Annotated in this window: 20 protein-coding genes; 13 read left to right on the forward strand and 7 right to left on the reverse strand. The window is 68.0% G+C overall.

The features are described from left to right. The first annotated feature begins 42 nt into the window (after positions 1-42). The 6 genes from A5680_RS05020 to A5680_RS26175 all read left to right on the forward strand — a co-directional run bounded on the left by A5680_RS05020 (position 43) and on the right by A5680_RS26175 (position 4,893). Entirely contained in the window at positions 43-1,479 is a 1,437-nt protein-coding gene (locus A5680_RS05020; RefSeq protein ID WP_067816793.1) for a CCA tRNA nucleotidyltransferase, read from the forward strand. A 24-nt stretch (positions 1,480-1,503) separates the two neighbouring features. Beyond that, positions 1,504-2,013: a pullulanase gene (locus A5680_RS05025; protein ID WP_067816795.1), complete on the forward strand. Its 510-nt coding sequence runs from the start codon at positions 1,504-1,506 to the stop codon at positions 2,011-2,013. A 119-nt stretch (positions 2,014-2,132) separates the two neighbouring features. Next, positions 2,133-2,462 carry a DUF2563 family protein gene (locus tag A5680_RS05030; RefSeq protein WP_067816798.1) on the forward strand — a complete coding sequence of 110 codons (330 nt, stop codon included), beginning with the start codon at positions 2,133-2,135 and terminating at the stop codon, positions 2,460-2,462. Positions 2,463-2,805: 343 nt separating this feature from the next. Then, on the forward strand, positions 2,806-3,213 hold the full coding sequence (locus A5680_RS25025) for a hypothetical protein (protein ID WP_369827606.1): 408 nt from the start codon (positions 2,806-2,808) through the stop codon (positions 3,211-3,213). Positions 3,214-3,779: 566 nt separating this feature from the next. Continuing rightward, on the forward strand, positions 3,780-4,100 hold the full coding sequence (locus tag A5680_RS26510) for a hypothetical protein (RefSeq protein ID WP_369827607.1): 321 nt from the start codon (positions 3,780-3,782) through the stop codon (positions 4,098-4,100). Between the two features lie 595 nt (positions 4,101-4,695). Next, positions 4,696-4,893 (forward strand): hypothetical protein, encoded by a 198-nt coding sequence (locus tag A5680_RS26175; protein ID WP_231977563.1) that lies wholly within the window; start codon positions 4,696-4,698, stop codon positions 4,891-4,893. A gap of 729 nt (positions 4,894-5,622) precedes the next feature. Here the strand turns inward: A5680_RS26175 and A5680_RS26515 are convergent. After that, positions 5,623-5,988 carry a hypothetical protein gene (locus A5680_RS26515; protein WP_369827608.1) on the reverse strand — a complete coding sequence of 122 codons (366 nt, stop codon included), beginning with the start codon at positions 5,986-5,988 and terminating at the stop codon, positions 5,623-5,625. Between the two features lie 295 nt (positions 5,989-6,283). Here A5680_RS26515 and A5680_RS26520 point away from each other — a divergent pair, with 295 nt between their 5' ends. From A5680_RS26520 to eccCa, 5 genes are all read left to right on the forward strand, one after another. Further along, the gene (locus tag A5680_RS26520) at positions 6,284-7,042 is read left to right on the forward strand and encodes a DUF5631 domain-containing protein (protein WP_369827609.1); all 759 of its coding nucleotides are present in this window, start codon (positions 6,284-6,286) and stop codon (positions 7,040-7,042) included. A 127-nt stretch (positions 7,043-7,169) separates the two neighbouring features. Continuing rightward, positions 7,170-8,117, forward strand: a complete 948-nt coding sequence (locus A5680_RS05040; protein ID WP_369808488.1) for a hypothetical protein — start codon at positions 7,170-7,172, stop codon at positions 8,115-8,117. 212 nt (positions 8,118-8,329) lie between these two features. Next, positions 8,330-9,145, forward strand: a complete 816-nt coding sequence (locus A5680_RS05045; protein WP_067816811.1) for a transglycosylase — start codon at positions 8,330-8,332, stop codon at positions 9,143-9,145. A 2-nt stretch (positions 9,146-9,147) separates the two neighbouring features. Then, a complete protein-coding gene (gene eccB, locus A5680_RS05050) occupies positions 9,148-10,635 on the forward strand; it encodes a type VII secretion protein EccB (RefSeq protein WP_067816813.1) in 1,488 nt (495 codons plus the stop codon). Positions 10,636-10,637: 2 nt separating this feature from the next. After that, positions 10,638-14,843 carry a type VII secretion protein EccCa gene (gene eccCa / locus A5680_RS05055; protein WP_067816817.1) on the forward strand — a complete coding sequence of 1,402 codons (4,206 nt, stop codon included), beginning with the start codon at positions 10,638-10,640 and terminating at the stop codon, positions 14,841-14,843. Here eccCa and A5680_RS05060 read toward each other — a convergent pair. After that, positions 14,818-17,685: an RND family transporter gene (locus A5680_RS05060; protein ID WP_067816820.1), complete on the reverse strand. Its 2,868-nt coding sequence runs from the start codon at positions 17,683-17,685 to the stop codon at positions 14,818-14,820. The genes eccCa and A5680_RS05060 overlap by 26 nt on opposite strands. Continuing rightward, positions 17,678-18,058 (reverse strand): hypothetical protein, encoded by a 381-nt coding sequence (locus A5680_RS05065; RefSeq protein WP_055401448.1) that lies wholly within the window; start codon positions 18,056-18,058, stop codon positions 17,678-17,680. Before A5680_RS05065 ends, A5680_RS05060 begins: the two co-directional genes overlap by 8 nt. A gap of 134 nt (positions 18,059-18,192) precedes the next feature. Between A5680_RS05065 and A5680_RS05070 the strand changes: the two genes are divergently transcribed. Next, a complete protein-coding gene (locus A5680_RS05070) occupies positions 18,193-19,410 on the forward strand; it encodes a sensor histidine kinase (RefSeq protein ID WP_067816825.1) in 1,218 nt (405 codons plus the stop codon). Beyond that, positions 19,392-20,072 carry a response regulator transcription factor gene (locus A5680_RS05075; protein ID WP_231977564.1) on the forward strand — a complete coding sequence of 227 codons (681 nt, stop codon included), beginning with the start codon at positions 19,392-19,394 and terminating at the stop codon, positions 20,070-20,072. The genes A5680_RS05070 and A5680_RS05075 overlap by 19 nt, the downstream gene beginning before the upstream one ends. A 13-nt stretch (positions 20,073-20,085) precedes the next feature. Here A5680_RS05075 and A5680_RS05080 read toward each other — a convergent pair whose 3' ends face one another. The 4 genes from A5680_RS05080 to A5680_RS05095 all read right to left on the reverse strand — a co-directional run bounded on the left by A5680_RS05080 (position 20,086) and on the right by A5680_RS05095 (position 24,897). Beyond that, on the reverse strand, positions 20,086-20,367 hold the full coding sequence (locus A5680_RS05080; protein ID WP_156349478.1) for a hypothetical protein: 282 nt from the start codon (positions 20,365-20,367) through the stop codon (positions 20,086-20,088). Between the two features lie 148 nt (positions 20,368-20,515). Beyond that, positions 20,516-21,874 (reverse strand): SRPBCC family protein, encoded by a 1,359-nt coding sequence (locus tag A5680_RS05085; RefSeq protein WP_067816828.1) that lies wholly within the window; start codon positions 21,872-21,874, stop codon positions 20,516-20,518. A gap of 9 nt (positions 21,875-21,883) precedes the next feature. Continuing rightward, positions 21,884-23,644 carry an amidohydrolase family protein gene (locus A5680_RS05090; protein WP_067816832.1) on the reverse strand — a complete coding sequence of 587 codons (1,761 nt, stop codon included), beginning with the start codon at positions 23,642-23,644 and terminating at the stop codon, positions 21,884-21,886. A 116-nt stretch (positions 23,645-23,760) separates the two neighbouring features. Next, on the reverse strand, positions 23,761-24,897 hold the full coding sequence (locus A5680_RS05095; protein ID WP_055401456.1) for a phosphotransferase: 1,137 nt from the start codon (positions 24,895-24,897) through the stop codon (positions 23,761-23,763). Positions 24,898-24,980 lie beyond the last annotated feature (83 nt).

Raw genomic sequence — 24,980 nt, forward strand, 5'->3', positions numbered from 1 at the left:
CACCGCGGTGATGGTCGCGCCCACCTACTAGGCTGATCGAACGTGCCCGAAGCCGATGTCGAGCTGCTCGCCGCCGCCCAGGTGGCCCTGAACCAACACGCGCCCATGCTGCGCGAGCTGGGCTCGGCGTTCGAGGGCTCGGGACACGAGCTGTACCTCGTCGGCGGCTCGGTGCGAGATGCGCTGCTGGGCAGGTTAAGTCCCGACTTGGACTTCACCACCGACGCCCGCCCGGAGCAGGTGCAACAAATCCTGGGCCGCTGGGCCGACAACCTGTGGGACACCGGCATCGAATTCGGCACGGTCGGCGTCGGCAAGGACGGCCATCGCCTGGAAATCACCACGTTCCGCGCCGACACCTACGACCGGGTTTCGCGTAACCCCGAGGTGCGGTACGGCGACCGCCTCGAGGACGATCTAGTGCGCCGCGATTTCACCGCCAACGCGATGGCCGTGCGCGTCACGCCCGCCGGGCCCGGCGAATTCCTCGACCCCTTGGGTGGTTTGGCGGCGCTGCGTGAACGGGTGCTCGACACCCCGGCGGCACCGTCGGTGTCGTTCGGTGATGACCCGCTGCGGATGCTGCGTGCGGCGCGTTTCGTTGCGCAGCTCGGCTTTGCCGTCGCCCCGCGGGTGCGCGAGGCGATCGAGGAGATGGCGCCCGAACTGGCGCGGATCAGCGCCGAGCGGGTGGCCGCCGAGCTCGACAAGCTGCTGCTCGGCGACGACCCGGGGGCTGGCATCGATCTGCTGGTGCAGACCGGCATGGGTGACGTGGTGCTGCCTGAGGTCGGCGGCATGCGGATGGCCATCGACGAACACCACCAGCACAAGGACGTCTACCAGCATTCGCTGACGGTGCTGCGGCAGGCCATCGCGCTGGAGGATGACGGCCCGGATCTGGTGCTGCGCTGGGCCGCGCTGCTGCATGACATCGGCAAGCCCGCCACCCGGCGGCATGAAGCCGACGGCGGCGTGAGCTTCCATCACCACGAGGTGGTGGGCGCCAAGATGGCGCGAAAACGATTGCGGGCGTTGAAGTATTCGAAGCAGATGATCGAGGACGTCTCGCAGCTGGTGTATCTGCACTTGCGGTTCCACGGGTACGGCGAGGGGAAGTGGACCGATTCGGCGGTGCGGCGCTACGTCACCGACGCCGGGCCGCTGCTGCCGCGGCTGCACAAGCTGGTGCGCGCCGACTGCACGACGCGCAACAAGCGCCGGGCCGCGCGGCTGCAAGCCAGCTACGACCGGCTGGAGGAGCGGATCGTCGAGCTGGCCGCCAAGGAGGATCTGGCGCGGGTGCGTCCCGATTTGGACGGCAACCAGATCATGGAGCTACTCCACATCCCGGCGGGCCCGCAAGTCGGCGAGGCGTGGCGTTTTTTGAAGGAGCTGCGGCTGGAGCGCGGACCGCTGTCCGCCGACGAGGCGACCGCGGAACTGCTGAACTGGTGGAGTTCGCGGGGGAACGCGTAGCGCCGGTCGCGCGTCCGACTTGCCATGGACTACTGCATGGCGGGCGATGACGGCGCGGCGGCGATCTGGCACCGCCAACTCGATCTGGACCTCGACGGTGACGGCCGACTCGACGCTTTCGGCCTGGACTTCGACGGTGATGGACTGCACGACGACGCGTTCGCGGATCTCGATGGCGACGGCATCGCCGATCATTTGGTGCTCGACGTGGACAACGACGGCACTCCCGAGGCGTACTTCACCGACGATGGTTCGGGCACGTGGGGGATCGCCACCGAACAGGGACGGCAACTGCGGTGGCTCGGGCTCGACGGTGTCGAGCACACCGGCGGCCCGCTGGTCGACTTCGACGGCCACGGCAGCGCCGATGACCGGCTGTTTGATACCGACAACGACGGGCTGGCCGACCGGGTGGTGTGCGCCGACGAGGACGGCGTCACCGGGTACGTCGACACCGACGGCGACGGCAAGTGGAACGTGCGGCTGACCGATTCGGACGGGGACGGGCTGGCCGACGGCGCGAGCGCGTTGTGAAGCGCTTCTCTTCGGGGAGATCGGTGAATTGACCGCTGCGGGCGGCGTATTTAGCCTGATCAGTAGCGGCGTCTTGAGGTGATGGAGTTGTCGCCGCGGTCGACGAGGAAGGGGTGGCAATGTTCGTCGACACGGAGCTTCTGCACACCGGAGGCAACGACTCGCATCGCGCTGGCGGGCACGCACAAGAGGGCGCCGATCAGCTTGCGCGGGGGCCGCTGGCATCCGGCATGTTCGGCGACTTCGCCGCCGCCGATTCCTTTCACGAGGCGCTCAGCGCCGCGCACACGCGACACGTTGAGAACTTGCAGGGCCACAAGCAGACGCTGACCGATGTCGGTTCGAAGGCGCACTACGCGGCCCGAGGGTTCACGAGTATGGATCAGCACAACGCCGGCGAAATGCAGGCTGTGCGACCGGGTTCGGGAGCTTCAGCGTCGCGGGTGTGAGGCCTTGATTGGGTAAACGCGCCCTTCAAGCTGGTCGGCTATGTCGAATCTTCGATTCCGTTAGAAGTCATTGGGTGACAGCTCGCTGTGCCAGTGACGCCAGCGTCGCGTTGCGGCCACAATTCGGCGGCGATGCGGGATGTACGGGGATAATTTCAAGAGAAGGACTTCTACACGAGGTGATACGAGGGAGGACTGCGTGGGGGATCTGCCTCCGTACAACGCTGGGGAGCCACATGTCGGCCCGCCTGTGGGTCCGTGGCAGCAGCCGGCGTACCCGCCCCAGCCCCTAAAACGTCCTCAAACTTGGCCCGCGATCGCTCTATCAGCAATTGCTGTTCTGTTGGCCATCGGTGCCCTGGTTGTCGCATTCACGCGCTCGCCCTCTGCTACAGCGCCGGCCAGCTCTCCAGAACCCAAATACACGCCTGCTGAAAGTGCTGCTGCGCAGCAACAATTGTGCGACGTATATAAGGCCCAAGCGCGCACCGTTCGGTCGGATACTGCTGGTACCGACGAAGCGCTGGCCCGTATTTCCGCTACGAACGGGGCGGTGATGCTCTATAACGCTGCCGCGAATCCAGCTCTTGACGCGAATTACCGCGACTCCGCACGCGCATTGGCGACGGCCTACGGCAACGTGTCGGCGTTGGGAAGTAAGGGCGTCGCTACCGATGCAGAGTGGCGCACGGTGTTGGACGACGCCAACGCAAAAGATACGGCGATGAGAAGTCTGTGCGGAGGTGGTTGACTCTGCCCGTTGCCTCCCTCAATCGATAGGGCTGCCGTCGCCTATCGGTTGGAGGTGATGCCGTCCCGAGGATTCGCCAGCATGGGTATGCACGCGGTGCGACCGGATCGGAGGCTCCGGCCTGGCGGTGCTAGGCCCGGGGCAAGGGCTGCGCAGGCCGGCCGGGTTTCGGGGCCGATAAACAAGGTCTGATCGGCATCACGCCAACGGCTACTACATTCATCGCTGGTGAGGGCGCCATTGGTTCGTTGAGGTGCAATGGACGCGCAGAAATCCAGAAGGTCGCTCCGCAATGACCGGGGCATTGAAAGGAGGGCGAGATGGGGGACCTGCCTCCGAACTTCCGCGGGGAACCGGCTATGGGTACCCCGCCGGCTCAGTGGCAACCGCTAGTTCCCCCTCAGCCCCCACGCCGGTCGAGCACATGGCTAGCGACCGCGTTGGCCGCGGTCGCAATCATGCTGGGAATCGCCGCCCTAATCGTCGCATTCATGCGATCAACGCCCGGTTCGGTCGCAGGTCCAACGACTACGACAGCTGCTGCACCTACGTATAGCGCAAACGAGGTGGCAGCCGCGCACAAGAAGCTTTGTGACGTTTACAACGTCGCCGCACGCGCCGTGCAGATAGAAACGAACGGCGATAACCCGGCTTTGTCAGGTGTTGCGGTTGTGAATGGAGCGCTGATGCTAGAGCACGTGGTAAACACCACCCCGTCAATCTCTCGTGGGGACCGAGCTGCCGCCCTCACGCTGGCCGAGGCCTACAGCAACTCTCAAGCCACAGCTGCATCGGTGCAGCGGCGGGATGATCCTGTATGGCAGTCAACGATCAGTGACGTCAATGCCAAGGATGCTGCTATGAAGAAGGTTTGCGGCGGCGGGTGAGAAGCGTTCGGTGCGTGCGTTCAGATGGTTTGACTCGCAGCGCGGTTCGACCGTGCCTCTGCAGACATGCGGGTGACAGCGCTGAAGTCGCGCGGAAGAACTTTGACCATGCGATGGTTCAACGGCCCTCAGTGAATTGCTGCAGTTCCTCGTCTCCACCACTATGGAGGTTGGCGGCTATACGGTTGATTTGGCATCAGCCTCGGCTGATCTGAGAAAGACTCTCGGAGGGAGATATATGGTGGCGAACCAGCCTCCTTGGGGATCCGGACAGCGGCCGATGCCTCAGCCGTCGGCGGCGACTTGGACTCAGACCTATTCTGGCCCGCCAGTCTCGCGGTCAAGCCGATGGCAGCTGATAGCGCTGGGATTGACGTCCGCGATAGCAGTAGCTGCGCTTGCTGTGGGATTGACACGCCCCACGGTGGCACGCTCTCCTGCGATCTCCAGCACGCCCACGTACACCGCAACTGAGGTCGCAGCGGCGCAACGACAACTCTGCGATACCTACGGTTTGGCCGCGCGGGCAGTCCAAGTCGACACCAATGGAAGCGATAAGGCGTTCGCGCGTATCGCCCTTACTAATGCTGCCGTTATGCTGGGAAATGCTGCGGCGAACCCGGCGCTCGATGCCGAACATCGGAACGCTGCGCAGGCACTCGCGACGGCGTACTTGTCCGACACCGCGAAAAGCAGCGAGGGCGCGGCGACCGAGACTGAATTCCGCGCAGCAGTTGATGACGTGAACGCCAAGGATGCCGTCATGAAAAAGGTGTGCGGTGGTGGGAGTTGACCTTCCGCCCGGGATATGGACAGCGGCGTTAATTGGTCCTTGGTGGACAGGACCGCCGATCGACCTCCGCGCCGGCGCTCAGCACTGGAGCCAGGCATGTCTCGAGCAACAGCTCTTTTCGCAGGACTTGCGCACCCAATGGACATTGGTGGCTGCACATAATCAGGGCCACACGGCGGACGACCTCATATCCAGATATCAACAAGGCGAGAAGTTCCACATGGACCTTGCCGAGAAATATCAAATCAAGGCCGGAGCTTTTGACTCGTCTGCAGATGCAGTCGACTATCTGCGAAGCCGGTTGACGGAAATTGCCAATGAGGGCAACAAAGAGATAAACGCGATACTCGCGTCTAAAAAGCCTCTGCCTGAAAAAGTAGCGGAGGTACAGGCAGTGCAGTTGCGATGTAACGGCGATGCGGCGAACGCGAGCATGAACGCAGGCGACAAACTCACGGCGGCAACGCAGAAGATCCTCGATGCTGACGGCGTCGGTTCCGACGCGCGAACATGGGCCCGTGAGAATGGCTTTGGCTTAGAGAATCATCCACCACCGCGCCCGATCACCGATCAAGACCTCACTCATACGCTGCCAAGTGCAGGCGGTTCTAACCGGGCCGCCGATGGCGGCGGGGGACACGGCGTTGGAACAGAGCCACCCCCACCGGGACCAGGCGTTGCAAATCGAACCGGCGGAGGAAGCAGCCCAAATCTTTACGGAAGTGGCGGTCAAACGTCGGCTCCGGCTGCCGGTGCATCCAACTGGAGCGGCAATGGCGGATCGCTGCCGGCCGGATCGCCAGTCGGACCTGGCGTCCACATGCCCGGCAGTGGCGGATCGATGTCGCCCGGAATGCCGGGGACACCCAGCAGTCCGATGACGATGTCACCCGCCAGCCTGGGACAAACCGGCTCACCGAACTTGGCGCAATCTTTCGCTTCCGGCATGGCAACGGGGCAGCCGGCAGGTGCTGGTGCACAAGGCATTTCGTCAGGCGCAGTCAACGCGATGGAATCCGGCACACCGCCGCAAGCCGGGCCACCGGCGGGCACACCACCGGTCGCGCCGACCGCACCCAGCGCCGGCGTCTTCATTCCACAGGCCACTCCGACTGATGCGGCCCCGCCGCCCGCCCCGGCTGCCCCGGCAACAGGAGCCGCTCCGGTCGCGCCAGTAGTGGCGGGTGGATCGTGGTCTGGAACGCCGGCCTCGCTGTCCGGTGGCCCGAGTGTCCCCGCTGGCCCATTACCCGCATACGGCTCAGATCTGCGCCCCACGGTGGCAGCACCGCCTGTCACGCCATCAGCTCCGGCCGGACCGGTGTCGGGAGCACCGGTCGCGCCGTCGCCGGGTTCGTCCCCGTCGGCCGGCGGCCCCGTTGTTTCGCCCGTGGAGCGCGCGGCGCAGGGAGCCGCCAGCACTCAGGGCGGCGCCAACTCGTCGAGCATGATCGGCGCTTCAGCGATGTCGTCGGCGACCGGCGCGACCGCCGGCGCCATTTCCAACAGGGCGGCGGAGCAGCAGCGTCTACAGCGGCTCGTGGATGCCGTGGCCCGCCAGGAGCCGCGGCTTTCATGGGCGGCGGGTCTGCGAGACGACGGCACCACCACCCTGCTCGTCACCGATCTCGCTGGCGGATGGATTCCGCCGCACGTCCGCTTGCCCGCACACGTGACGCTGCTCGAACCGGCCGCACGCCGGCGGGACGCGAACGTGGTCGATCTTCTGGGCGCGGTCGTGGTTGCCGCCGCGCACGAGCACAACACCTACGTGGCCGAATCGGACCCGGAAGCACCCGCGCTGAGCGGCGATCGGCCAGCCCGCTCGGCGGCACCGCCTGTGGACGAGCTAGGACCAGCGCTCGTCGAAGCCGTACGAAGACGCGACGGCCTGCCCCGAATTGCGCAGGCGATCGCGACGCCAGCGGTACGAAAGACCGGGGTGCTTGAGAACGAAACCGGGCTTCTGCGCAGTTGCATTGGCGATATCCAGAATTCCGTGCTGGCGGCATACCCCGACCACGATGCGTCCGCTGTCGGAGACTGGATGCTCCTCGCGGCAATCGAGGCATTGATCGACGGGCATGAATACCTCGCGAACTATCACCTGGCCTGGTTCGACGTGATCAGCCATCACAGTGCCGCCTAGAGCACCTCGAAAGTCGAGGTGAATACCCATTGCGGCGCGTTATGCCAAAATGGTGCTAACGAATCGCGTGGTGCGTGAGTGCACACGAAGCGGCTGCAGACTTGGCAAACGGGGTGGAGGTGAGGCAATGACTGGGGGCGGCGGCACCATCAAAAACACCCCGGCCGTGCTGGGCGGACTGGCCGGTGCCCCCGAGGCGCCGGCGCCGATGCCCTTCCCCCTCTCCGCGGGCGGAACCAGCCAGACCGACATACTCCGGGGAGCGCTCGGAGCCGCCGGCAACGGCGGGGTCCCGAAAGACGCCGCCGACGCCGCAGCGGCGGATGCTGACCGCCGCGCCCACGCAGCCGACGCCGCAGCGAAATTCCCCGCCAATGAAGCGGATTCACAGCAGCAGATGCAGAACGTCGGCCAGCAAGCCCCGCAGATGATGCAGCAGATGCTGCAAAGCATCACCGGCGCGCTGGGCGGCGCGGTCGGCGGCATCATGGGCCCGCTGACGCAGCTGCCCCAGCAGGCGATGCAGGCCGGCCAGAGCGCCATCCAACCGCTGATGAGCGCGGTTCAAGGCGCCCACGGCGCCGGCCTCGCCAGTGACCCGCATCTGGTCGACAGCGTCAAACCCGACGCGGGCCTCGGCGGCGGCGCGGGCTCGGGCGGCGGCGGCGCCGGCCTCGGAGGTGGCGGCGGGGGCACCACCCCAGCCAGTTCCTTGGGCCCGCCTCCGGTGCCCAGCTCTTCCCCGCCGACGACGCCGGCCGGGGCGTCCAAGGCGGCAATGCCGCCGCCGGTTAGCGGCGCGCCGACCACCACTGGCCCCGGCGGTATGGGCGGGATGGGCATGATGCCCCCCGGCGCGATGGGCGGGCACGGCGAAGGCGGCAACAAAGAGAAGCCACCGGAGAAGCGGATCTCCGCCCCCGGCGTGCCCAACGGTCAGCCCGTCAAGGGCCGCCTAACGATGCCGCCGGCCGCCCCCGGGCCTAAGCCCGGAGAGGACAAGCCGACCGTCGTCACCAACCGGCCGAATCGCCGCATCGTGATCATGCCGAGCGAGGACGAGCCGAAGGAATAGGCGGCACCGCAAGCCATTCCCACGCCCTTGATGGGTGAGTGGTCGGGCCAACCGCTCGGCAGTAGGGTCAAACGAGCTCGTTATTGACAGCGGAACTGCCTATTCGTGCATGCTATTGAGTACGGATTTTCGCGACCAAGGGGTGTGGGAGCAGCTCGAGTGTCCAGGACGGATGGACGCATAGGGGACAAGCGTTGACTGATCCGCTGACGATGCGGGCGGTCGCGGCGCTGTCCCGCGGCCACGGATTGTTTGCGCGCGAGACCATCGCGGCTCCGGTCGACCGCGTGTACGAACCCCGCGAGCTCAAAACCGACCGCCTTCCTGGCGCCGCGGCGCGAAGGTCCATCAACGCGCTCGACGACCTCCGCAGCTCCACCGAGACCGACCGTGAACTCGCACGAATCATGACCGCGGCCCGCGCCGATCACGCGCAAGCGCGGGCGGCCACCCGGGCAGTACTCGACGACGCAATCGCCGACGCGTCGGTCGACACCCCGATGGCGCATCGCGAGGCGATGGCCCGAATGGCGGCGCGGTTACGCGCCCAGCACCGGCACATCCTGATATCCCGCCGCCGTGCTCGGTTGCACGCGATAAAACTGCGGCGGCTGCGCTACCGACGAAGGCGAGAACACATGCAGGGCACCGGCCGTCCGGCCGTCCTAGCGGCGATCCGCAAAGCCTTGGATATTAAGGGCATTCACGACCCGGCCGCGCGCGCCCGTTGGGAGCGCGGCATGGATCTGGTGGCCCGCCGCGAGTCCAACTACAACGCCAACGCGGTCAACGACTGGGACTCGAACGCGGCACGGGGCACGCCGAGCAAGGGCGCCTGGCAGTTCATCGGCCCAACGTTCGCGGCCTATCACCAGCCGGGAACGTCTCGCGACATCCACGACCTTCTGGCCCAGGCGTGCGCGTTTATCAACTACGCGATGGGCCGCTACGGCGTTGCCGCCGACGCGTCGAATCTGGCCGATCGGATTCAGCAGGCCGATCCTCGCCGATCAACTAAGGGGTATTGAGCATGCCGCTGAGCTTGTCGAACCGCGACCAGAATTCCGGTCACCTGTTCTACAACCGACGGTTGCGGGCGGCGACCACACGGTTCTCGGTGCGCATGAAGCACGACGACCGCAAGCAGACCGCCGCGTTGGTGTTGTCGATCTTGTTGGTGGCCATCGGCGCCGGATGGATGTTGCTGCTGAACGTTCTGAAACCGACTGGCGCAGTTGGTGAATCATCGATCATCGGTGATCGCGATTCCGGCGCGATCTACGCGCGCATCGACGGCCGGCTCTATCCGGCCCTGAACCTGACGTCCGCCCGGCTGGCCACCGGGACGGCGAACCAGCCGACGTGGGTGAAGCGCAGCGAGATCGCCAAGTATCCGACCGGGCCGCTGATCGGCATACCGGGTGCGCCCGCGGCAATGCCGGTGAACCGGGGCGGGATTTCGGCGTGGGCGGTTTGCGATACCGCCGGCCGCCCGCGCAGTGGCGAGAAACCGGTCGTCACCTCGATTGCGGGCACACTCAACGGCGGCGGGCGCGCCGAACCGCTGGCCGAGGACGCCGGCCTGCTCGTGACGTTCGAGGGCAATACCTACGTGATCTGGGGCGGCAAACGCTCGCAGGTCGATCCGGCCAGCCGGGCGATCACCCTGAGCCTGGGGCTCGACCCGGGAGTGACGTCGCCGGTGGAGATTTCGCGCGCGCTGTACGATGGCCTGCCCGCGACCGAGCCGCTGCGCGTCCCCGACGTTCCCCAGGCGGGCGCGCCGTCGACCTGGGTTTCGGGCTCACAGGTGGGTGCGGTGCTTCAGGCGCAGACCGCCGGCGGCGGCAAGCAGTTCTATGTGCTGCTGCCCGACGGCGTGCAAAAGATCACCAGCTTCGTCGCGGATCTGCTCCGCAGCGCCAATTCGTACGGGTCGACGGCACCCCGGGTGGTGGCGCCCGACGTGTTGGTGAACATCCCCCAGGTCAACTCGCTCGCGGTCGACTACTACCCGACGAAGCGCCTGAATTTCATTGATAAGGCGGCGAATCCGACCACCTGCGTCAGCTGGGAAAAGGGCTCGACGGATCCGCAGGCCCGCGTCGTCATCTACAACGGCCGCGGGCTACCGGTGTATTCGTACCTCGACGACCGGATCGTGCACCTGGTGCGCGACGACCGCGACCCCGGGTCGGTCGTGGCCAACCAGGTGCTGGTGCTGCCCGGGGCGGCGAACTTCGTCACCTCGACGAGCGGGGTGATCACGTCCGACTCTCGTGAATCGTTGTTCTGGGTGTCCGACAACGGCGTTCGGTTCGGCATCGCCGCCAACGACGACACGATGCGCGCGCTGGGGCTGGATCCGGCCTCGGCGGTGCAGGCGCCGTGGCCGTTGTTGCGGACTTTCGCTGCCGGCCCGGCCTTGTCGCGGGAGGCAGCACTCGTGGCTCGTGACACGGTGCCGGCGCTCGGCAAGGCGGCTGTGGTGACCACATCGGCGAAGGCGGGAGGCTAGGGATGTCCAAGAAAGCGTTCCCCATCAATCGGGTCAAGATCGAACCGCCGAAACCCGTTCGGGTAGCACCGAATGCGCCGATCGCCCTGCCGGAGCGCGAGCCGCGCAACATCTGGGTGATGATCGGGGTGCCGGCGCTGATCGTCGCGCTCATCGGCACCATCGTCATGCTCTACGTGTCCGGGGTGCGCAGCCTGTCGACCGGCTTCTTCCCGCTGATGGGCATCGGCGCGTTCAGCATGCTGGCGTTCTCCGGGCGCTTCGGGCGGGCGCGCAAGATCACTTGGGGCGAGATGGAGAAGGGCCGTCGGCGCTACCTTCGCGACCTCGACTCGAACCGCGACGAAATCCAGTCTGCGGTATGCGCGCAGCGCGAATGGCAGAACGCGGTGCACTCGGACCCGCGCGGGCTGGGGGCGATCATCGGCGGCCCGCGGATGTGGGAGCGCGGCCGCGGTGACGTGGACTTCCTGGAGGTGCGCCTGGGCACCGGCGTGCAACACGCGCCCGACTCCGTGTTGTCGGTGACCTGGCCCGACATCGCCTCCGACGAGGAGCTCGAACCCGTCACCGGCCAGGCCCTGCGCGATTTCATCCTGGAACAGCGCAAGATTCGCGACATCGCGAAGGTGGTCAACCTGCGGTCGGCGCCGGGGTTCAGCTTCGTCGGCGAGGACCTGGACCGGCTGCGCTCGCTGATGCGCTCGGTGTTGTCGTCCCTGGCGGTGTTCCACAACCCGCGCGACCTGAAATTGATGGTGGTCACCCGCAATCCCGAGGTGTGGTCGTGGATGGTGTGGCTGCCACACAACCTGCACGACGAACTGTTTGATGCGTGCGGCTTTAGGCGCCTGGTATTCGCGACGCCGGAGGAGCTGGAGGAGACCCTCGGTGCCGAGCTGCACATGAAGGGAAAGCGCGGCGCCTGGACACCGCTGGCGGCGGCCAGCCCGACCGCGATGGGGTCGGCGCTCGAGACCGGAACCGACACCGTGGATCTGGGGCCGCACCTGGTGATCGTCGACGACAACACCGGCAGCCCCGACGCCTGGGAGAGCGTCGTGGGGCAGGTCGGCAAGGCGGGAATCACGTTGCTGCGCATCGCATCGCGCGTCGGCACTGGAGTGGGCTTCGCGCAGGACCAGGTCTTCGAGATGGGGGAGCGGCACCCCGCGGCGGGCAACGGTGAAGTCCGATTCGGCCGCAACGGCTTCGACGCCGACGGCGAAGACGGGCGCCCGGCCCCGCTGCTGCGGGTGCGCGGCAAGTTCTTCGCTCATGCCGACCAGCTGTCGATCCACCGCGCCTACCGGTACGCGCGGGCCATGGCGCGGTGGTCACCGACCAGCCGCAGCGAAATCGCCGATTCGACCGGCGGCGCCGCCGAGTTGTTGCGCGCGCTGGGCATCGTCGATCCGCGCGAATTGGACGTCGACCGGCTGTGGGCCGAGCGGCGCGGCCGCGGCGACGAGCGCTGGTGCGAGATCCCGGTCGGCGCGAAACCGACCGGGGAGCTGCAGAACATCATCATCCGCGCAAAGGACTTCGGCGGCTTCGGGTTTCACTCCGTGGTGATCGGCACCAGCGGATCGGGCAAGTCGGAGTTCTTCCTGTCGTTGGTCTACGGCATCGCGCTGACGCATTCACCGGAGACGTTCAACGTCATCTTCGTCGACATGAAGTTCGAGTCGGCGGCCCAGGACATCCTGGGCATCCCGCACGTTGTGGCCGCCCTGTCGAACCTGGGCAAGGACGAGCGGCACCTGGCCGAGCGCATGCGCCGTGTCATCGACGGCGAGATCAAGCAACGCTATGAGCTGTTCACGTCGGTCGGTGCCCGCGACGCCAACGACTACGAAGAGATCCGGCTCGCCGGCCGGGACCTGCCGCCGGTGCCGGTGCTGCTCGTGATCGTCGACGAGTACCTGGAACTCTTTGCCAATCACGAGAAGTGGATCAATTTGATCATCCACATCGGTCAGGAGGGCCGCGGCGCCAACGTGTTCTTCATGCTGGGCGGCCAGCGGCTGGACCTGTCGTCGCTGCAGAAGGTCAAGTCCAACATCGCGTTCCGGATCGCGCTGAGGGCGGAATCCGGTGACGACAGCCGCGAGGTGATCGGCTCGGACGCGGCCTACCACCTGCCGTCGAAGGAGAACGGTTTCGCGCTGCTCAAGGTCGGGCCACGCGACCTGGAGCCGTTCCGCTGCTTCTACCTCTCGGCCCCGTTCGTCGTGCCGAAGGCCAAGGAGGTGGCGACCACCGTCGACATGACGTTGACCAAGCCGCGGCTGTACAACTGGCAGTTCCAGCCGCTCGACGCATCGGACGCGGCGGCGCTGGAAGCGGCCGCCGCCGTGGACTCCGAGCCCGACGAATTCCTCTACCACGACGACGGTTTCAAGCGAAAGAAGATCGTCGACGTGCTGCGGGAATCGCTGCATGACGTTCCGCACCGGTCGCCGCGCCGCCCCTGGCTGGAGCCGCTGGAGGACCCCGAGCCCGTCGACACCCTGGTGGCGGCCTACCGGGGCAAGCCGTGGCACGTCGACTACGGCCAGAACCCGGGCCTGATGTTCCCGGTGGGCGTGATGGACATTCCCGAAGAGTCCAAGCAGATCGTGCACGCGGTCGACGCGCTGCGCAGCAATGTCATCGTGGTGGGGGCCAAGCAGCGCGGCAAGACCACCACGCTGATGACGCTGATGTGTTCGGCGGCAACGATGTACACCCCGTCGCGCGTCACGTTCTTCTGCATCGGCGGCGCGACGCTCGCCCAGGTGGCGTCCCTGCCGCACGTCACCGACATCGTGTCGCCCAAGGACGCCGAGGGCATCGAGCGGATCCTGAGCAGCATGGACGCGCTGATCGACGCGCGCGAGGACTCGTTCCGCCGACTCAAGATCGACCTCGACGGCTTCCGCGAGCGCCGGTTCGCGCCGGGCAGCGACGGGCTGGGCGGCACCGACCCCAACGACCCCTTCGGCGACGTGTTCGTCGTGGTCGACGACTATGACGACGTCTATTCGAAGGACACCGTCCTGGGCGATCGCATCATCTCGTTGAGCAGCCGCGGCCCCGAGTACGGTGTCCACGTGATGTGCAGCGCCGGTGGCTGGATTCACGGGCAGCGGCAGAGCCTGCTGCAAAACGCCACGGCCCGAATCCAATTGCGGCTGGCGGACCCGAGCGAAAGCCAGATGGGGCACTCGTCGCTCGAGTCGCGGGACGCCGCGCGGCGGACCCTGAACCGCCCGGGGTTCGGCCTGACGGACAGCCTGCACGAGCTGCGGGTCGGCGTCCCGGCGCTGTCCGACCCCGCCACCGGCGCGCTGGTGAGCATCGTCGACGTCGGCGCGCAAATCGCCGACGTGGCGGGCGTGACGAAACACGCCACACTGCAACGGCTTCCGCGGCGCGTGGAGCTGCGCGCGATCCTCGACTACGAGGCCGCGCATCCGCGCAAAGACGACCTGTCGATCGCCTTCGCCATCGGCGAGCGCCACGAGCTGGGGCCCGTTCCGCTCCGGCTGCAGGAAAGCCCGGGCTTGATGATCCTGGGCCGGCAGGGCTGCGGCAAGACCATGTCGCTGGTGTCCATCGGTGAGGCGATCATGAACCGGTTCGGCCCGGAGGAAGCGCAGCTGACCCTCATCGACCCGAAGACGGCCCCGCACGGCCTGCGGGACCTGAGCGGACCGGGCTACGTGCGCGCCTACGCCTACGACCAGGACGAGATCGACGAGGTGATAACCGCACTCGCGCAACAGGTCCTGCTGCCCCGGCTGCCTCCGAAGGGGTTGAGCCAGGAGGAGCTCCGCGCGCTCAAGCCGTGGGAAGGCGCCCGGCACTTCGTGCTGATCGACGATGTCCAAGACCTGCGCCCGGACCAAAGCTACCCGCCCAAACCCCCGGTGGGCGCGGCGTTGTGGAAGCTGATGGAGCGCGCCCGGCAGATAGGGCTGCACGTGTTCACCACCCGCAACAGCGCGAACTGGGCGACGCTGCAGATGGATCCGTGGATGCGGTTCCAGAACTCGGCGAAGGTGGCGCAGCTCTATATGGACAACGACCCGCAGAACCGGATCAACCGTGTGGTCCGCGCCCAGGCGTTGCCGCCGGGACGAGGCCTGCTGGTGAGCGTCGACGGCGACGTCGAGGGCGTTCTCGTGGGCATGCCGTCTACCGCCCCGCTCCCACAGCAGTAGCCGTCGGAACCGCCTGCGGTGCGGGTGTTTCCGCGGCGACGGCGGCCCGACGGGGTAGCGTTCGCGGCCACCAGAACCAGCGGCCCAGCAGCGCCACGATGGACGGCACGACGAACGCCCGCACGACCAGGGTGTCCAGCAACAGGCCGACCGCGATGGTGGTGCCGATCTGGGCGATGCTGAGCACACTGCTGCTCAGCAACGCCAGCATGGTGAGCCCGAAGACGATGCCGGCAACGGTCACCACCCCGCCCGTTCCGCCGAACGCGCGAATGATTCCCGTCTTCAGGCCCGCCGCGGCCTCCTGTTTGATGCGCAGCGCCAGCAGCAGGTTGTAGTCCGCGCCGACGGCGATCAGCGCGATGAATGCGATCGGGGCGACGGCCCAGTGCAGATCCTGGTGGAGGAGGTGTTGCCAGATCAGCACGCTGGCGCCGACGGCCGATGCGTACGAGGTGACAACGGTTCCGACGACGACCAGCCCCGCGACCGGGCTGCGCAACATCGTCGTGACGATCAAGAAGATGAGCACCAACGCGGCACCGACTAGCAGCTTGGTGTCCGCGGCGACGAAGCGCTGCAGATCGGCGGTCACCGGGCCGACCCCGGCGACGTCCACCTCCGTCGGGGTCAGGGTGCCCTCCTTGGTGGCCTCCTTGATGGCGGCGCGGACTTGGTCGGCCCGCCTGGCCCCGTCGCCACCCCACTCCGAGCCCTCGCCGTAGACCAGCAGGTACGCGGCCCGGCCGTTCTCTGACATCAGGTGGCGCAACGTCGCGGTATACCGCGGATCGGTCAGGGCCCGCTGCGGCATGTAGAAGTCGGCGGCCGCGCTGCCCTGAAATTGCGTCGCGATCTCGTTCAGGTAGTCGGTCATCTGGTGCATCTGGGGGCCTAGCGTTTCGGTCAGGCTCAGCAGCTCGTGCGTGGCCGAACGGGCCTGCCCCAAGGCATCTTTCATCGTCGTCACGCTTTGCGGCAGGCCGGCCATCGCCGCGGCGGCGGTGCTCGATCCGGCGGTCAGCTTCGCGGCGCCGTCGTTGAGGCGCGCCGACGTCTGCACAAGGCTATCGACGGGCTGGAGCACCCGGTCCACCGTCGAACAGATCGGATTGGCGGCGCAATCGGGGGTGCGCCCGACGAAGTCCCGCAACGGGTCGAGGTAGCCCGACACCGTGGTGACGTTGCGCTGCAACCCGTCCATCCCGGCGCGCATGTCGTCCGCGGCGCCGGACATGTCCGCCAATCCCGCGCTGCCGCCGCGCAAACCGTTCCCGAGGCCGTCGACCGCGAGTTGGGTCTGCGCCAGCGCGGCGTCGAGCTCGGAGACTCGCTGCAGGCGTCGGGTCAGCGAGTCCACGGTGTCACCGAACTGGCGGCCGAGCACGCCGGCCTGATAGCTCAGCGTCGCCTGTTCGGGCACCTTGCCGTCGGGCCGGCTGGCGGACTGGACCGCCCGCACACCCGGTACGGCCATGATGTGGCGCGTGATTCGCTCGATGGCGATCAGGCCGGCCGGGTTGCGCAGGTCGTGGTCGGCCTGGATCACGACGACGTCGGGCAACAGCGCGTTGGCCGCGAAATGCCGGTCGGCGCTGGCGTAGCCGCGGTTGGAATCGGTGGCCGATGGCGTGGCGGCGGGCTCGTTGAAACCGACCCGCATGCCGGCCAGCGGCAGCGCGACCAGCAGGGTCAGCCCTGCCGCGGTGACCAGGATGGGGCCGGGCCAGCGGGCCACGGCCGTGCCGACGCGCCGCCAGCGCCGCGCCGTTGTCGACGGCCGCGGTTCGAGATACCCGCGGCGGGTCGCCAGGCTCATCAGGGCGGGCGTCAGCGTCAGCGCCGTGACCATGGTCGCCAGAATGCCGATGGCGCAGGGCAAGCCGGCGCTGCGGAACGAGCCCACCTTGGCGAACACCAGGCACGCCAGTGCCACCGAGACGGTCAGCGCCGAACCGATCACGACCGGGGCGATGGAACGGTAGGCCTGCCGCAGCGCCTCCGCCGGCGCTACGCCGCGCCGCCGCCCCTCGTGGTAGCGGCCCACCAGGAAGATCGCGTAGTCGGTGCCGGCGCCCAGGGTCATGGCCGCCATCAGCGCCACCGAAAACAGCGACACCTCAACAACATTGGATTGCCCGAGCGCGGCGACGACGGCGCGCGCCAGGGCCAGGGCTAGGCCGACCGAGATCAGCGGGATGGCCGCCGCGACGGGCGACCGGTACACGACCAGCAGCAACAGCAGGATGAGACCGATGGTGGCGGCGGTGATCCCGAGCATCTGCCGATCGATCGCGGAGAATTCGTCGACGATGGTGGCGCCGGGCCCGGTGACATGGACGTGCAGGCCGGCCGGCGGGCCGAGTTTCGCGACGGTGGCGCGGACGGCGTTCACCGAGTCGCGCGCCTGGGCGGTGCCGAGCATGCCGGCGAGCCGCACCATGACGCTGCCGGCCCGCCCGTCCGAGCTTTGGGCCCCGGCCGCGGTGGCGGGCTGCGACCACAGATCGGTCACCGCGTACACGTGCCGCCGGTCGGACCCCAGCGCCGCCGTCATCGCGTCGTAGAACTGGCGATCACTCGGCGTGAGCGCCCGATCACGTTCCAGCACAACGTAAACGAAGTTGTTGCTGGGTGTCTGGTTGAACACCTGGGCGGCCCGGGTGGCGGCGACGGCGCTCGGCGCGTCGGTGGGCATGAAGGATCGCGCGTGCGAATCGACCACCCGCTCCAGTTGCGGCGCCGCCAGGTTGGCCGCCGCGGCCGCCAACACCCAAAGGCCAACGACCAGGATCGCGTAGCGACCGGTCAGCCGCGCGAGTATTCCGCTTTCCTCATGCAACGGTCTGCCGATCGCCGGTCGGACCGCCGAAGAGTCCCACGGCGACGTGCTCGCCCCGGGACAGCGAGCGGACCCGCAGCGAGCGCCGCGAGCCGATCCGCACCAGGGCATGCAGGCCCGGCTCGGCGGCCTCGAGCGCAGCCCGCACCTGTTCGGCCGGGACGCCCTCGTGCGCCGCCTGATCGAGTTTGGCCACCAGCATGGTGATCCAGCGCTGTCCCAGGGACAGCAGCAGCCCCTCCTGGTCGCCGAACAGGCGAGACACCTCGGATGAGTTGGCGGCCAACGTAAGCGCCGCCTCGGGATCGGTCTCGGCGGCTTTGATCATCTGGGCCATGAAGGCCATCCGGTCGTGCAGCAGTGTCCATGTCATGACTGAAACGCTAGGAAGGCGGCCGCCGGCCGCGCGTCGTGCCGAAGTGCAGTCTTTGCCTCCTACCACGGGCGGAGGCGCTAGCCGCCCACAGCATGATGTGGGCAGGTGGCGCGCTCTTTTAGGATTGGACGATGTTGCGTGCCGCAGCGGAATCCGTTCGCGAACAGTTCCGCCGCCGGGGCGAGCTGATTCCCGTCGGTCTCACCTGGGCGTCGTATCTGGCCGTCGATGTCAGCCATGTCGGCGGTGCGGTGATCGCGATCCTGCAGCGCCCCTCCGCCGATCTGCCAGTCGGGCTGGCCGCGTTCGGGTTGTCCATCGCGCCGACCTTGGTGTTCTTCTTCCTCAACACCAAGCTCAGCCCGGCGCTGATGTGGGCGACGTGGTCGACGGCCACCGCCATGATGCTGTTCGGGACGTCGACACCCATTCACGCCGACTTCGCCCCGGCGCTGCTGGTGCTGATGGTGTTGTCCATTGCGACACTTAGCTCCATCGCGGGCGGGCTCTTGGCCGGCGCATCGGCGGTCGCGCTGCTGCTGGCCGCCGCCGGGTTGCATCGCCTCGATGCGGTGGGGCTGTACCTGGCGTTCCTCGGGGCGGGGTGGCTGCTCGGTTACGTCATGCGGACCCAACGGTTGTTGCTGGCCGAACAGATCGAGGCGCAGAAGATGCTGGCCGAACACGCGGCCGCCGACGAGCGGCGGCGCATCGCGCGCGAGGTGCACGACGTCATCGCCCACTCGCTCAGCATCACCTTGCTGCACGTGACGGGCGCGCGTCGCGGACTGCAGGAGGACCGCGACGTCAACGACGCGATCGAGGCGCTCGAACAGGCCGAACGCCTGGGCCGGCAGGCGATGGCCGACATCCGGCGCACGGTGGGGCTGCTGGACAACTCACCGACCAGGGCCGCCCAGACCGCACCGGAGCCCGGTGTCGACGACGTCGGCGTCCTGGTCGCGGATTTTCAGCGCGCCGGCCTGGACGTCACGCTGCACATCGACGGCGCCATCGAACGCGTCTCGGCGGCGGTCGGGCTCGCGCTCTACCGCATCACCCAGGAATCGCTGGCCAACATCGCCAAGCACGCGCCCGACTCGAAATCGACTGTGGCGCTGAGCATCTCGGTGGCCTCCGCGAGGCTCACGGTGGACAACCGGCAGCCGGTGGCCATAGCCGCGCCACGATCCGCCGAGGGACGTGGGTTGCGCGGCATGCGCCAGCGCGTCGAGCTGCTGGGCGGGGCCATCGAGGCCGGCCCGACCGACACCGGATGGTCGGTGCGCGCCGACATACCCCTGCACGAGGGTGACGCGGGCTGGCGACCGTGGTGGTGCAAGGCGTGATCCCGGACGCGGCCGCGAACCACGAGATCACCGTCCTGCTCGTCGACGATCAGGATCTGGTGCGCTCGGGGCTGCGCCGAATCCTGCGGCGCAAGGACGGTTTCGTAATCGTCGCGGAATGCGCCGACGGCGACGAGGTGCCCGCGGCGGTGGCCGCGCACCGACCCGACGTCATCGTGATGGATCTGCGCATGCGCCGCGTCGACGGCATCGAGGCGACGCGCGGGCTCGGCGGCACCCCGCCGGTGTTGGCGCTGACCACATTCAACGAGGACGAGCTGTTGTCCGAGGCGCTGCGGGCCGGGGCGGCCGGGTTCGTGCTCAAGGACTCGTCCGCCGAGGAACTGATCCGCGCGGTGCGGGCCGTCGCCAGGGGCGACAGCTACCTGGATCCCGCGGTCACCGAGCGGGTGTTGACCACCTACCGCAAAGCCGCCCCCGGGCCCCGCGGCGCCGCGATCGCGGAGCTGACCACCCGCGAACTCGACGTGCTGACATTGATCGGCCGGGGCCTCTCCAACGCCGAGATCGCGGACGAGCTTTGCATTTCGGGAGTCACCGTCAAGAGCCACATCGGCCGGATCTTCGGAAAACTGGACCTGCGCGACCGCGCGGCGGCGATCGTGTACGCCTACGACAATGGCATCGTCGTCCCGCGCTGAGCCGGCCCCTGGGCTACAGCGGAGCCGCCTGCTCCGCCAGGTTGAGCATGACGTACGCCATGCACATGAGGAAGTTCAACACCACCAGGACCAGCCCGGCGAACAGCATCGACCGGGCGCCCTGTCGCTTCAGCCGCTTGTATCGGGCGGCGCGCGTTTCGCGGTCGAACTGCAGCGCGATCAGCGCGAAATGGACGTCCACCACTTCATGAGCGGCCAGGGGCGCCCCCGCCAGCATCTCTCGCACGCGGTCGGGCGCGGTGCGCACGCCGACGCGCGCGAAGTTGTGGCACATTCGGCGCGCGCGTCTTCGCGCGAGTGGTTGATATCGCATCTGTAGCTGATGCGCGAGTTGCCCTCGGTCGTCCCCCCACGGGTTTGACGGGGTCATCACGAAAGGGATTCTAAATCGCATCGGGCCGATTACGGCGTGTCTACACCAATCAAGTGGGGTCCGACTGATTCGTCACGCCGCCGGTCATCCGCTCGGACTGGGGTAGGTCCAGATAACGCTCCAAGTTGCGGTGGGTGTTGATCACGCGCCGCTCCTCGTTGGACAGCACCAAGTGGGTGAAACCCGGTTGATGCATGCCGCGCTGCAGACCCGCGAGCACCCGGATGTCCTGGGTGAGCACCACGCCGGGCTCGGCCTCACCGGCGGTCACCCGGACGTCGGTCGGCTTGGAGAGCGCCGCGCCCGGCGGCATCCGCGTCATCAGGAACATCACCAGCTCGCCATGGTCGGGATCGTGGCCGGGCCGCGAGCACATGATCGTGAGGTGGTCGGCGTTGGTCAGCAGCGTCATGTTGGGGAAGACGTTGTACTGGTGCAGCCGGGTGATCCGGTCGGTGTCCGCCCAATCGAGGTCCACCCCGCGACTGGCGGCGAACGCGCGGGTGTGTGCGGCGATCAGGTCCTGGACCGTATGCCCGGGCTCGCGTGCGTCGGCGGGGAAGGGGGTGCCTTCGGCGGCGCCCATCAGCGCGCCCTGCGTGTAAACGTAAGCGTCCCAGACCTCTTCGTCGCTCAGCGCGCCCTCGAAGCGGGGGCTCGGCACGCCGTACGGTTGGTCCGATTTGCCGGTGTGGCCCCAGATCCGTTGTGGCGCATGGATGTCGTCGACGCAGCGCAGCAATTCCGGGTGCAGCGTCTGGATGTGGTAGGTCTCGCTGTAGCCGTCGGCGATCGTCTTCCAGTTGGCCTCGACTTCGACGGTCAGCGTGGCGTAGCAGCGGAAGTCGCCGAGCCGGCACCAGGCGATGTCGTCGGGTACCGCCTCCAGGTAGTCGAGCAGCGGCATCGCGTCGAGGTCCAGATTGACGAAGACGAGTCCCTCCCAGGTGTCCACCCGCACCGGCACCAGCGGGAAGTCGGACATCTTGAGCGAGCCGAAGCCCTTGCGGTTGGGCACCCGCTTGAGCGTTCCTCCCAGGTCCCAGGTCCACCCGTGATAGCCACACTTGAGCTCGCGCAGCCCCGAGCCCGAGCCCACGCACACCGAGTTGCCGCGGTGGCGGCAGGCGTTCTGGAAGGCGCGCAGCACTCCGTCGTCGCCGCGAACGATCAGCACCCCGTACGGTCCGCACCGGTACTCGAAGTAATCGCCCGGCTCGGCGACATGGTCGACCATGCAGGCGAGTTGCCAAACCTTCGGCCACATTCGCTCGACCTCGAGCGCGGCGAAGGCGGGCGAGTAGTACCGCTGCGCCGGCACCAGCGTCGGGCTTTCCGGCGGAGTGCCGATCGCGTCCTCTTGGACGTTCGAACGGGTGCGGGCCGGGTTGCCGGGTGGCGCGGTCATGCCGGAGGCCTAGCGCGCTCCGCGCACCAACCGGCCGGGGCGGGCCCCGGTGTCGACGTCGTCGCGCCGGGTCACGGTTCCGCTGACGATGGTGGCCGCATAACCGCTGGCGCCCTGCAGGATTCGGTTGCCGCCGGCGGGCAGGTCGAAGGCCATCGCCGCGGGATGCAGCGTCAGGGCGTCCATGTCGATCACATTGATGTCGGCCTTCTTGCCCGGCTCGATGGTGCCGCGGTCGGTGAGGCCGAACAGGTGCGCGGTGTCGCGGGACTGCTTGCGGATCACGTACTCCAGCGACAGCTTGTCGCCCCGGCGCCGGTCGCGCGCCCAGTGCGTCAGCAGGAACGTGGGATACGAAGCGTCGCAAATCATTCCGCAGTGGGCGCCGCCGTCGGACAGCCCGAGCACGCCGGCGGGGTGCAGCAGCATCTCCCGAATCGCGTCGCAGTTGCCGTCGGCATAGTTGAACAGCGGCAGCATCAGCATCGCCGTCGCGTCCCGTTCGAGCATGAGGTCGTACAGCGTCGACAGCGGGTCCTCGCCGCGGGCCTTGGCGATCGCCGCGACGGTGCGGTCGGCGGTGGGCTCGTAGTCGGGTGGGTCGCCCAGCGCGTAGAGCCGCCCGAGCGAGTGCTGCACCAGGGCGAACATGCCGTCGAACAACAGCGTCGGGTCGGCGGGCAGGTCCTCGTCGGCCAGGATGGCGGCCTTCACCGCGGGATCGGCCAGCCGCTGCGCGAGTTCCTCCCGGCTGCACTCGGCCGCCAGCCGGCGGTAGGTGGGGCGGTGGCTGAAGCCGTGGTGGCCCTGGAATCCGATCATCATGCCGAACGGGCGCGCCGCGACCTGTGGGTACAACCGGGCGCCGTCGGCGTGCGCGTCCGCCGAGAGGTCCAGCATCTCGCGCCACAGCTTCGGGTCGGCGTCCACCTGAATGAGCGCGAACGACACCGGCCGGTCGATCTCGGCGCTCAACCGCCGCATCCAGTCCAGCTCCTTCTTGGGCGCGACGATGTCCTCGCCCGCGGATCCCTGCGGGGCCAGCTCGAACACCGCCTGGCCGCCCGCGGCCATGGCCCGCCCCAGGCCGAACAGCTCGTCCTCGGCCGCGTAGGTGCCCGGCACCGGTTCGCCGTCCATGGCGCGGTGCCCCATCGTGCGCGACGTCGAGAAGCCGAGCGCGCCGGCCTCGATCGCCTCTCGGACCAGCCGGCCCATCGCCTCGATGTCCGCAGGGGTGGCCGGCTCGTTGCGGGCGCCGCGCTCGCCCATCGCGTAGGCGCGGATGGCGCCGTGGGCGACCTGGCTGCCCACGTCGATCGCGAACTTGTGCTTGCCGATCGCATCGAGGTACTCGGGGTAGGTCTCCCAGCCCCAGGTGATGCCCTCGGTGAGCGCGGTGCCGGGGATGTCCTCGACGCCCTCCATCAACTCGATCAGCCACTGCTCGGTGCCGGGCCGCACCGGGGCGAAGCCCACGCCGCAGTTGCCGGTCACGATCGTGGTGACGCCATGACCGCTCGACGGCTCGAGCAGGCTGTCCCAGCTGACCTGGCCGTCGTAATGGGTGTGGATGTCAACGAAGCCGGGGGCGACCACACGCCCTGTCGCATCGATGGTTTCGGCCGCCTCGCCCGCCATCGCGGGGTCGCCGGGGCCGCGCCGGACGACGTCGACGATCTTGCCGTCCTTGATGCCGACGTCGGCGCGATAGCGCTCCGCGCCGGTGCCGTCGACGACGGTGCCGCCGGTGATCTTCAGATCGAACATCAGACTCTCCTTGCCGCGATGGGCGGAAGACGCACAAGACCCGCAGCATTACGCTACGGGAAGTAGCGTAACTCGTGCGGGCGTCATCGCAATAGGTTCGGCCCAAACTCGTTCCGTCAGAGGGAACCCTTCAGCGCCGCGACCGTTTCCAGATCGTCGAGCGCCGCGACGCCGCGCCGCAGCCCCTCCATCGCGATGCCCTCGAGCTGCATGCCGCCCATCCCGGCGGTGATCAGGGGCGCCACGTAGGCGTACAGCGCGCCCTGCCGGAACCGTCGCCACAAGTCGTCGCGGTTCAGTTCGGGTCCGCCCGCCGCCGCGAGCCCGCGGCGGTAGTCGTCGAGCAGCTCGCGCTGGGTCGTTCGGCGATCTTCGGGGGTGAGGCTGGTGATCAGCGTGTAGGCCAGCTCCCGGGACGGGTGCCCGCGCCGCACGGCCTGCCAGTCCAGCAGTCCGGCCTTGCCCCCGTGGAAGTACATGTTCCCGGGGTGGGCGTCGCCGTGCATGACGGTGTGCGGGGGAGAGTCGATGAGCGCCGCCACGGCGCGGTAGTTGTCGGCGATGAAACGGCCATTGTCGACGGGGATGTCGGTGCGCCCGGCGAGGCGCTTGATCGAGGCGTGCATCAGCGAACCGGTCAGCAACGAGGTGACGTCACCGGAGGGCGTGTAGAGCCAGCCCAGCGGGCCGCGGCCGTCCCGGGGGAGTCGGTTCCAAAATGTCGCGTGCAAGTCGGCCAGCAACTCGACGATCAAGCTGGCCTGGTCGGGCGACAGCGGGTGCAGGGTGTCCGGGAATTCGCACGACTCGACCGGCAGGTCTTCCAGCACCACCAGGTAGCGGCCGGTCCAGGGATCGAACGCCGCGCCATAGGCATGCGGGGCGCCGACCACCTGGGGCGCGAGCTGGTTGTAGAACCGCACTTCCGTCTGGCCGAGCCGGCCCAGTTCGCCCATCAGCCGGGTGGCCGCGGTCGTGGCCGCGAGCTTGATGAACACCGAGTCGGGGACGTTCTTCCCGGTCAGCACCAACCGCGCCCGCGACGATGTCCCGGCGCCGCTGCCGAGCACCCGGACGGATTTGACGGTGGTGCGCATGACTCTGGAGAGCACCGCCGCGTCGACGTCCTGCACCCGGCGTGGCAACCCGACGAGGCCGCCGACCGCCGCGTCGGCGGCCAGCCGACCCACCCCGCGGCCCAGGTGCGCGGCCAGCCCGAAGGCCGAAAGGGCTTGGGACACGGGGTTGTTCATGCGTTCGCTTCTCGGTGGGGGACATGGCACCCGCACCGCGAGCCGGGGGGACGTCGCGGCACGGGGTCAGGCAAAAGTACCTG

It is taken from the genome of Mycobacterium sp. E2989, from assembly GCF_001667595.1.
In the GTDB taxonomy this organism is placed as follows: domain Bacteria; phylum Actinomycetota; class Actinomycetes; order Mycobacteriales; family Mycobacteriaceae; genus Mycobacterium.

Bases quoted from the DNA above. Each gene is read 5' to 3' on its own strand.
- A5680_RS05025 (WP_067816795.1), top strand. From the start codon at position 1,504: ATGGACTACTGCATGGCGGGCGATGACGGCGCGGCGGCGATCTGGCAC.
- A5680_RS05030 (WP_067816798.1), top strand. From the start codon at position 2,133: ATGTTCGTCGACACGGAGCTTCTGCACACCGGAGGCAACGACTCGCAT.
- A5680_RS26175 (WP_231977563.1), top strand. From the start codon at position 4,696: ATGCTGGGAAATGCTGCGGCGAACCCGGCGCTCGATGCCGAACATCGG.
- A5680_RS26515 (WP_369827608.1), bottom strand. From the start codon at position 5,988: ATGAAGACGCCGGCGCTGGGTGCGGTCGGCGCGACCGGTGGTGTGCCC.
- A5680_RS05040 (WP_369808488.1), top strand. From the start codon at position 7,170: ATGACTGGGGGCGGCGGCACCATCAAAAACACCCCGGCCGTGCTGGGC.
- A5680_RS05045 (WP_067816811.1), top strand. From the start codon at position 8,330: ATGCGGGCGGTCGCGGCGCTGTCCCGCGGCCACGGATTGTTTGCGCGC.
- eccB (WP_067816813.1), top strand. From the start codon at position 9,148: ATGCCGCTGAGCTTGTCGAACCGCGACCAGAATTCCGGTCACCTGTTC.
- eccCa (WP_067816817.1), top strand. From the start codon at position 10,638: ATGTCCAAGAAAGCGTTCCCCATCAATCGGGTCAAGATCGAACCGCCG.
- A5680_RS05065 (WP_055401448.1), bottom strand. From the start codon at position 18,058: ATGACATGGACACTGCTGCACGACCGGATGGCCTTCATGGCCCAGATG.
- A5680_RS05070 (WP_067816825.1), top strand. From the start codon at position 18,193: ATGTTGCGTGCCGCAGCGGAATCCGTTCGCGAACAGTTCCGCCGCCGG.
- A5680_RS05080 (WP_156349478.1), bottom strand. From the start codon at position 20,367: ATGTGCCACAACTTCGCGCGCGTCGGCGTGCGCACCGCGCCCGACCGC.
- A5680_RS05085 (WP_067816828.1), bottom strand. From the start codon at position 21,874: ATGACCGCGCCACCCGGCAACCCGGCCCGCACCCGTTCGAACGTCCAA.
- A5680_RS05090 (WP_067816832.1), bottom strand. From the start codon at position 23,644: ATGTTCGATCTGAAGATCACCGGCGGCACCGTCGTCGACGGCACCGGC.
- A5680_RS05095 (WP_055401456.1), bottom strand. From the start codon at position 24,897: ATGAACAACCCCGTGTCCCAAGCCCTTTCGGCCTTCGGGCTGGCCGCG.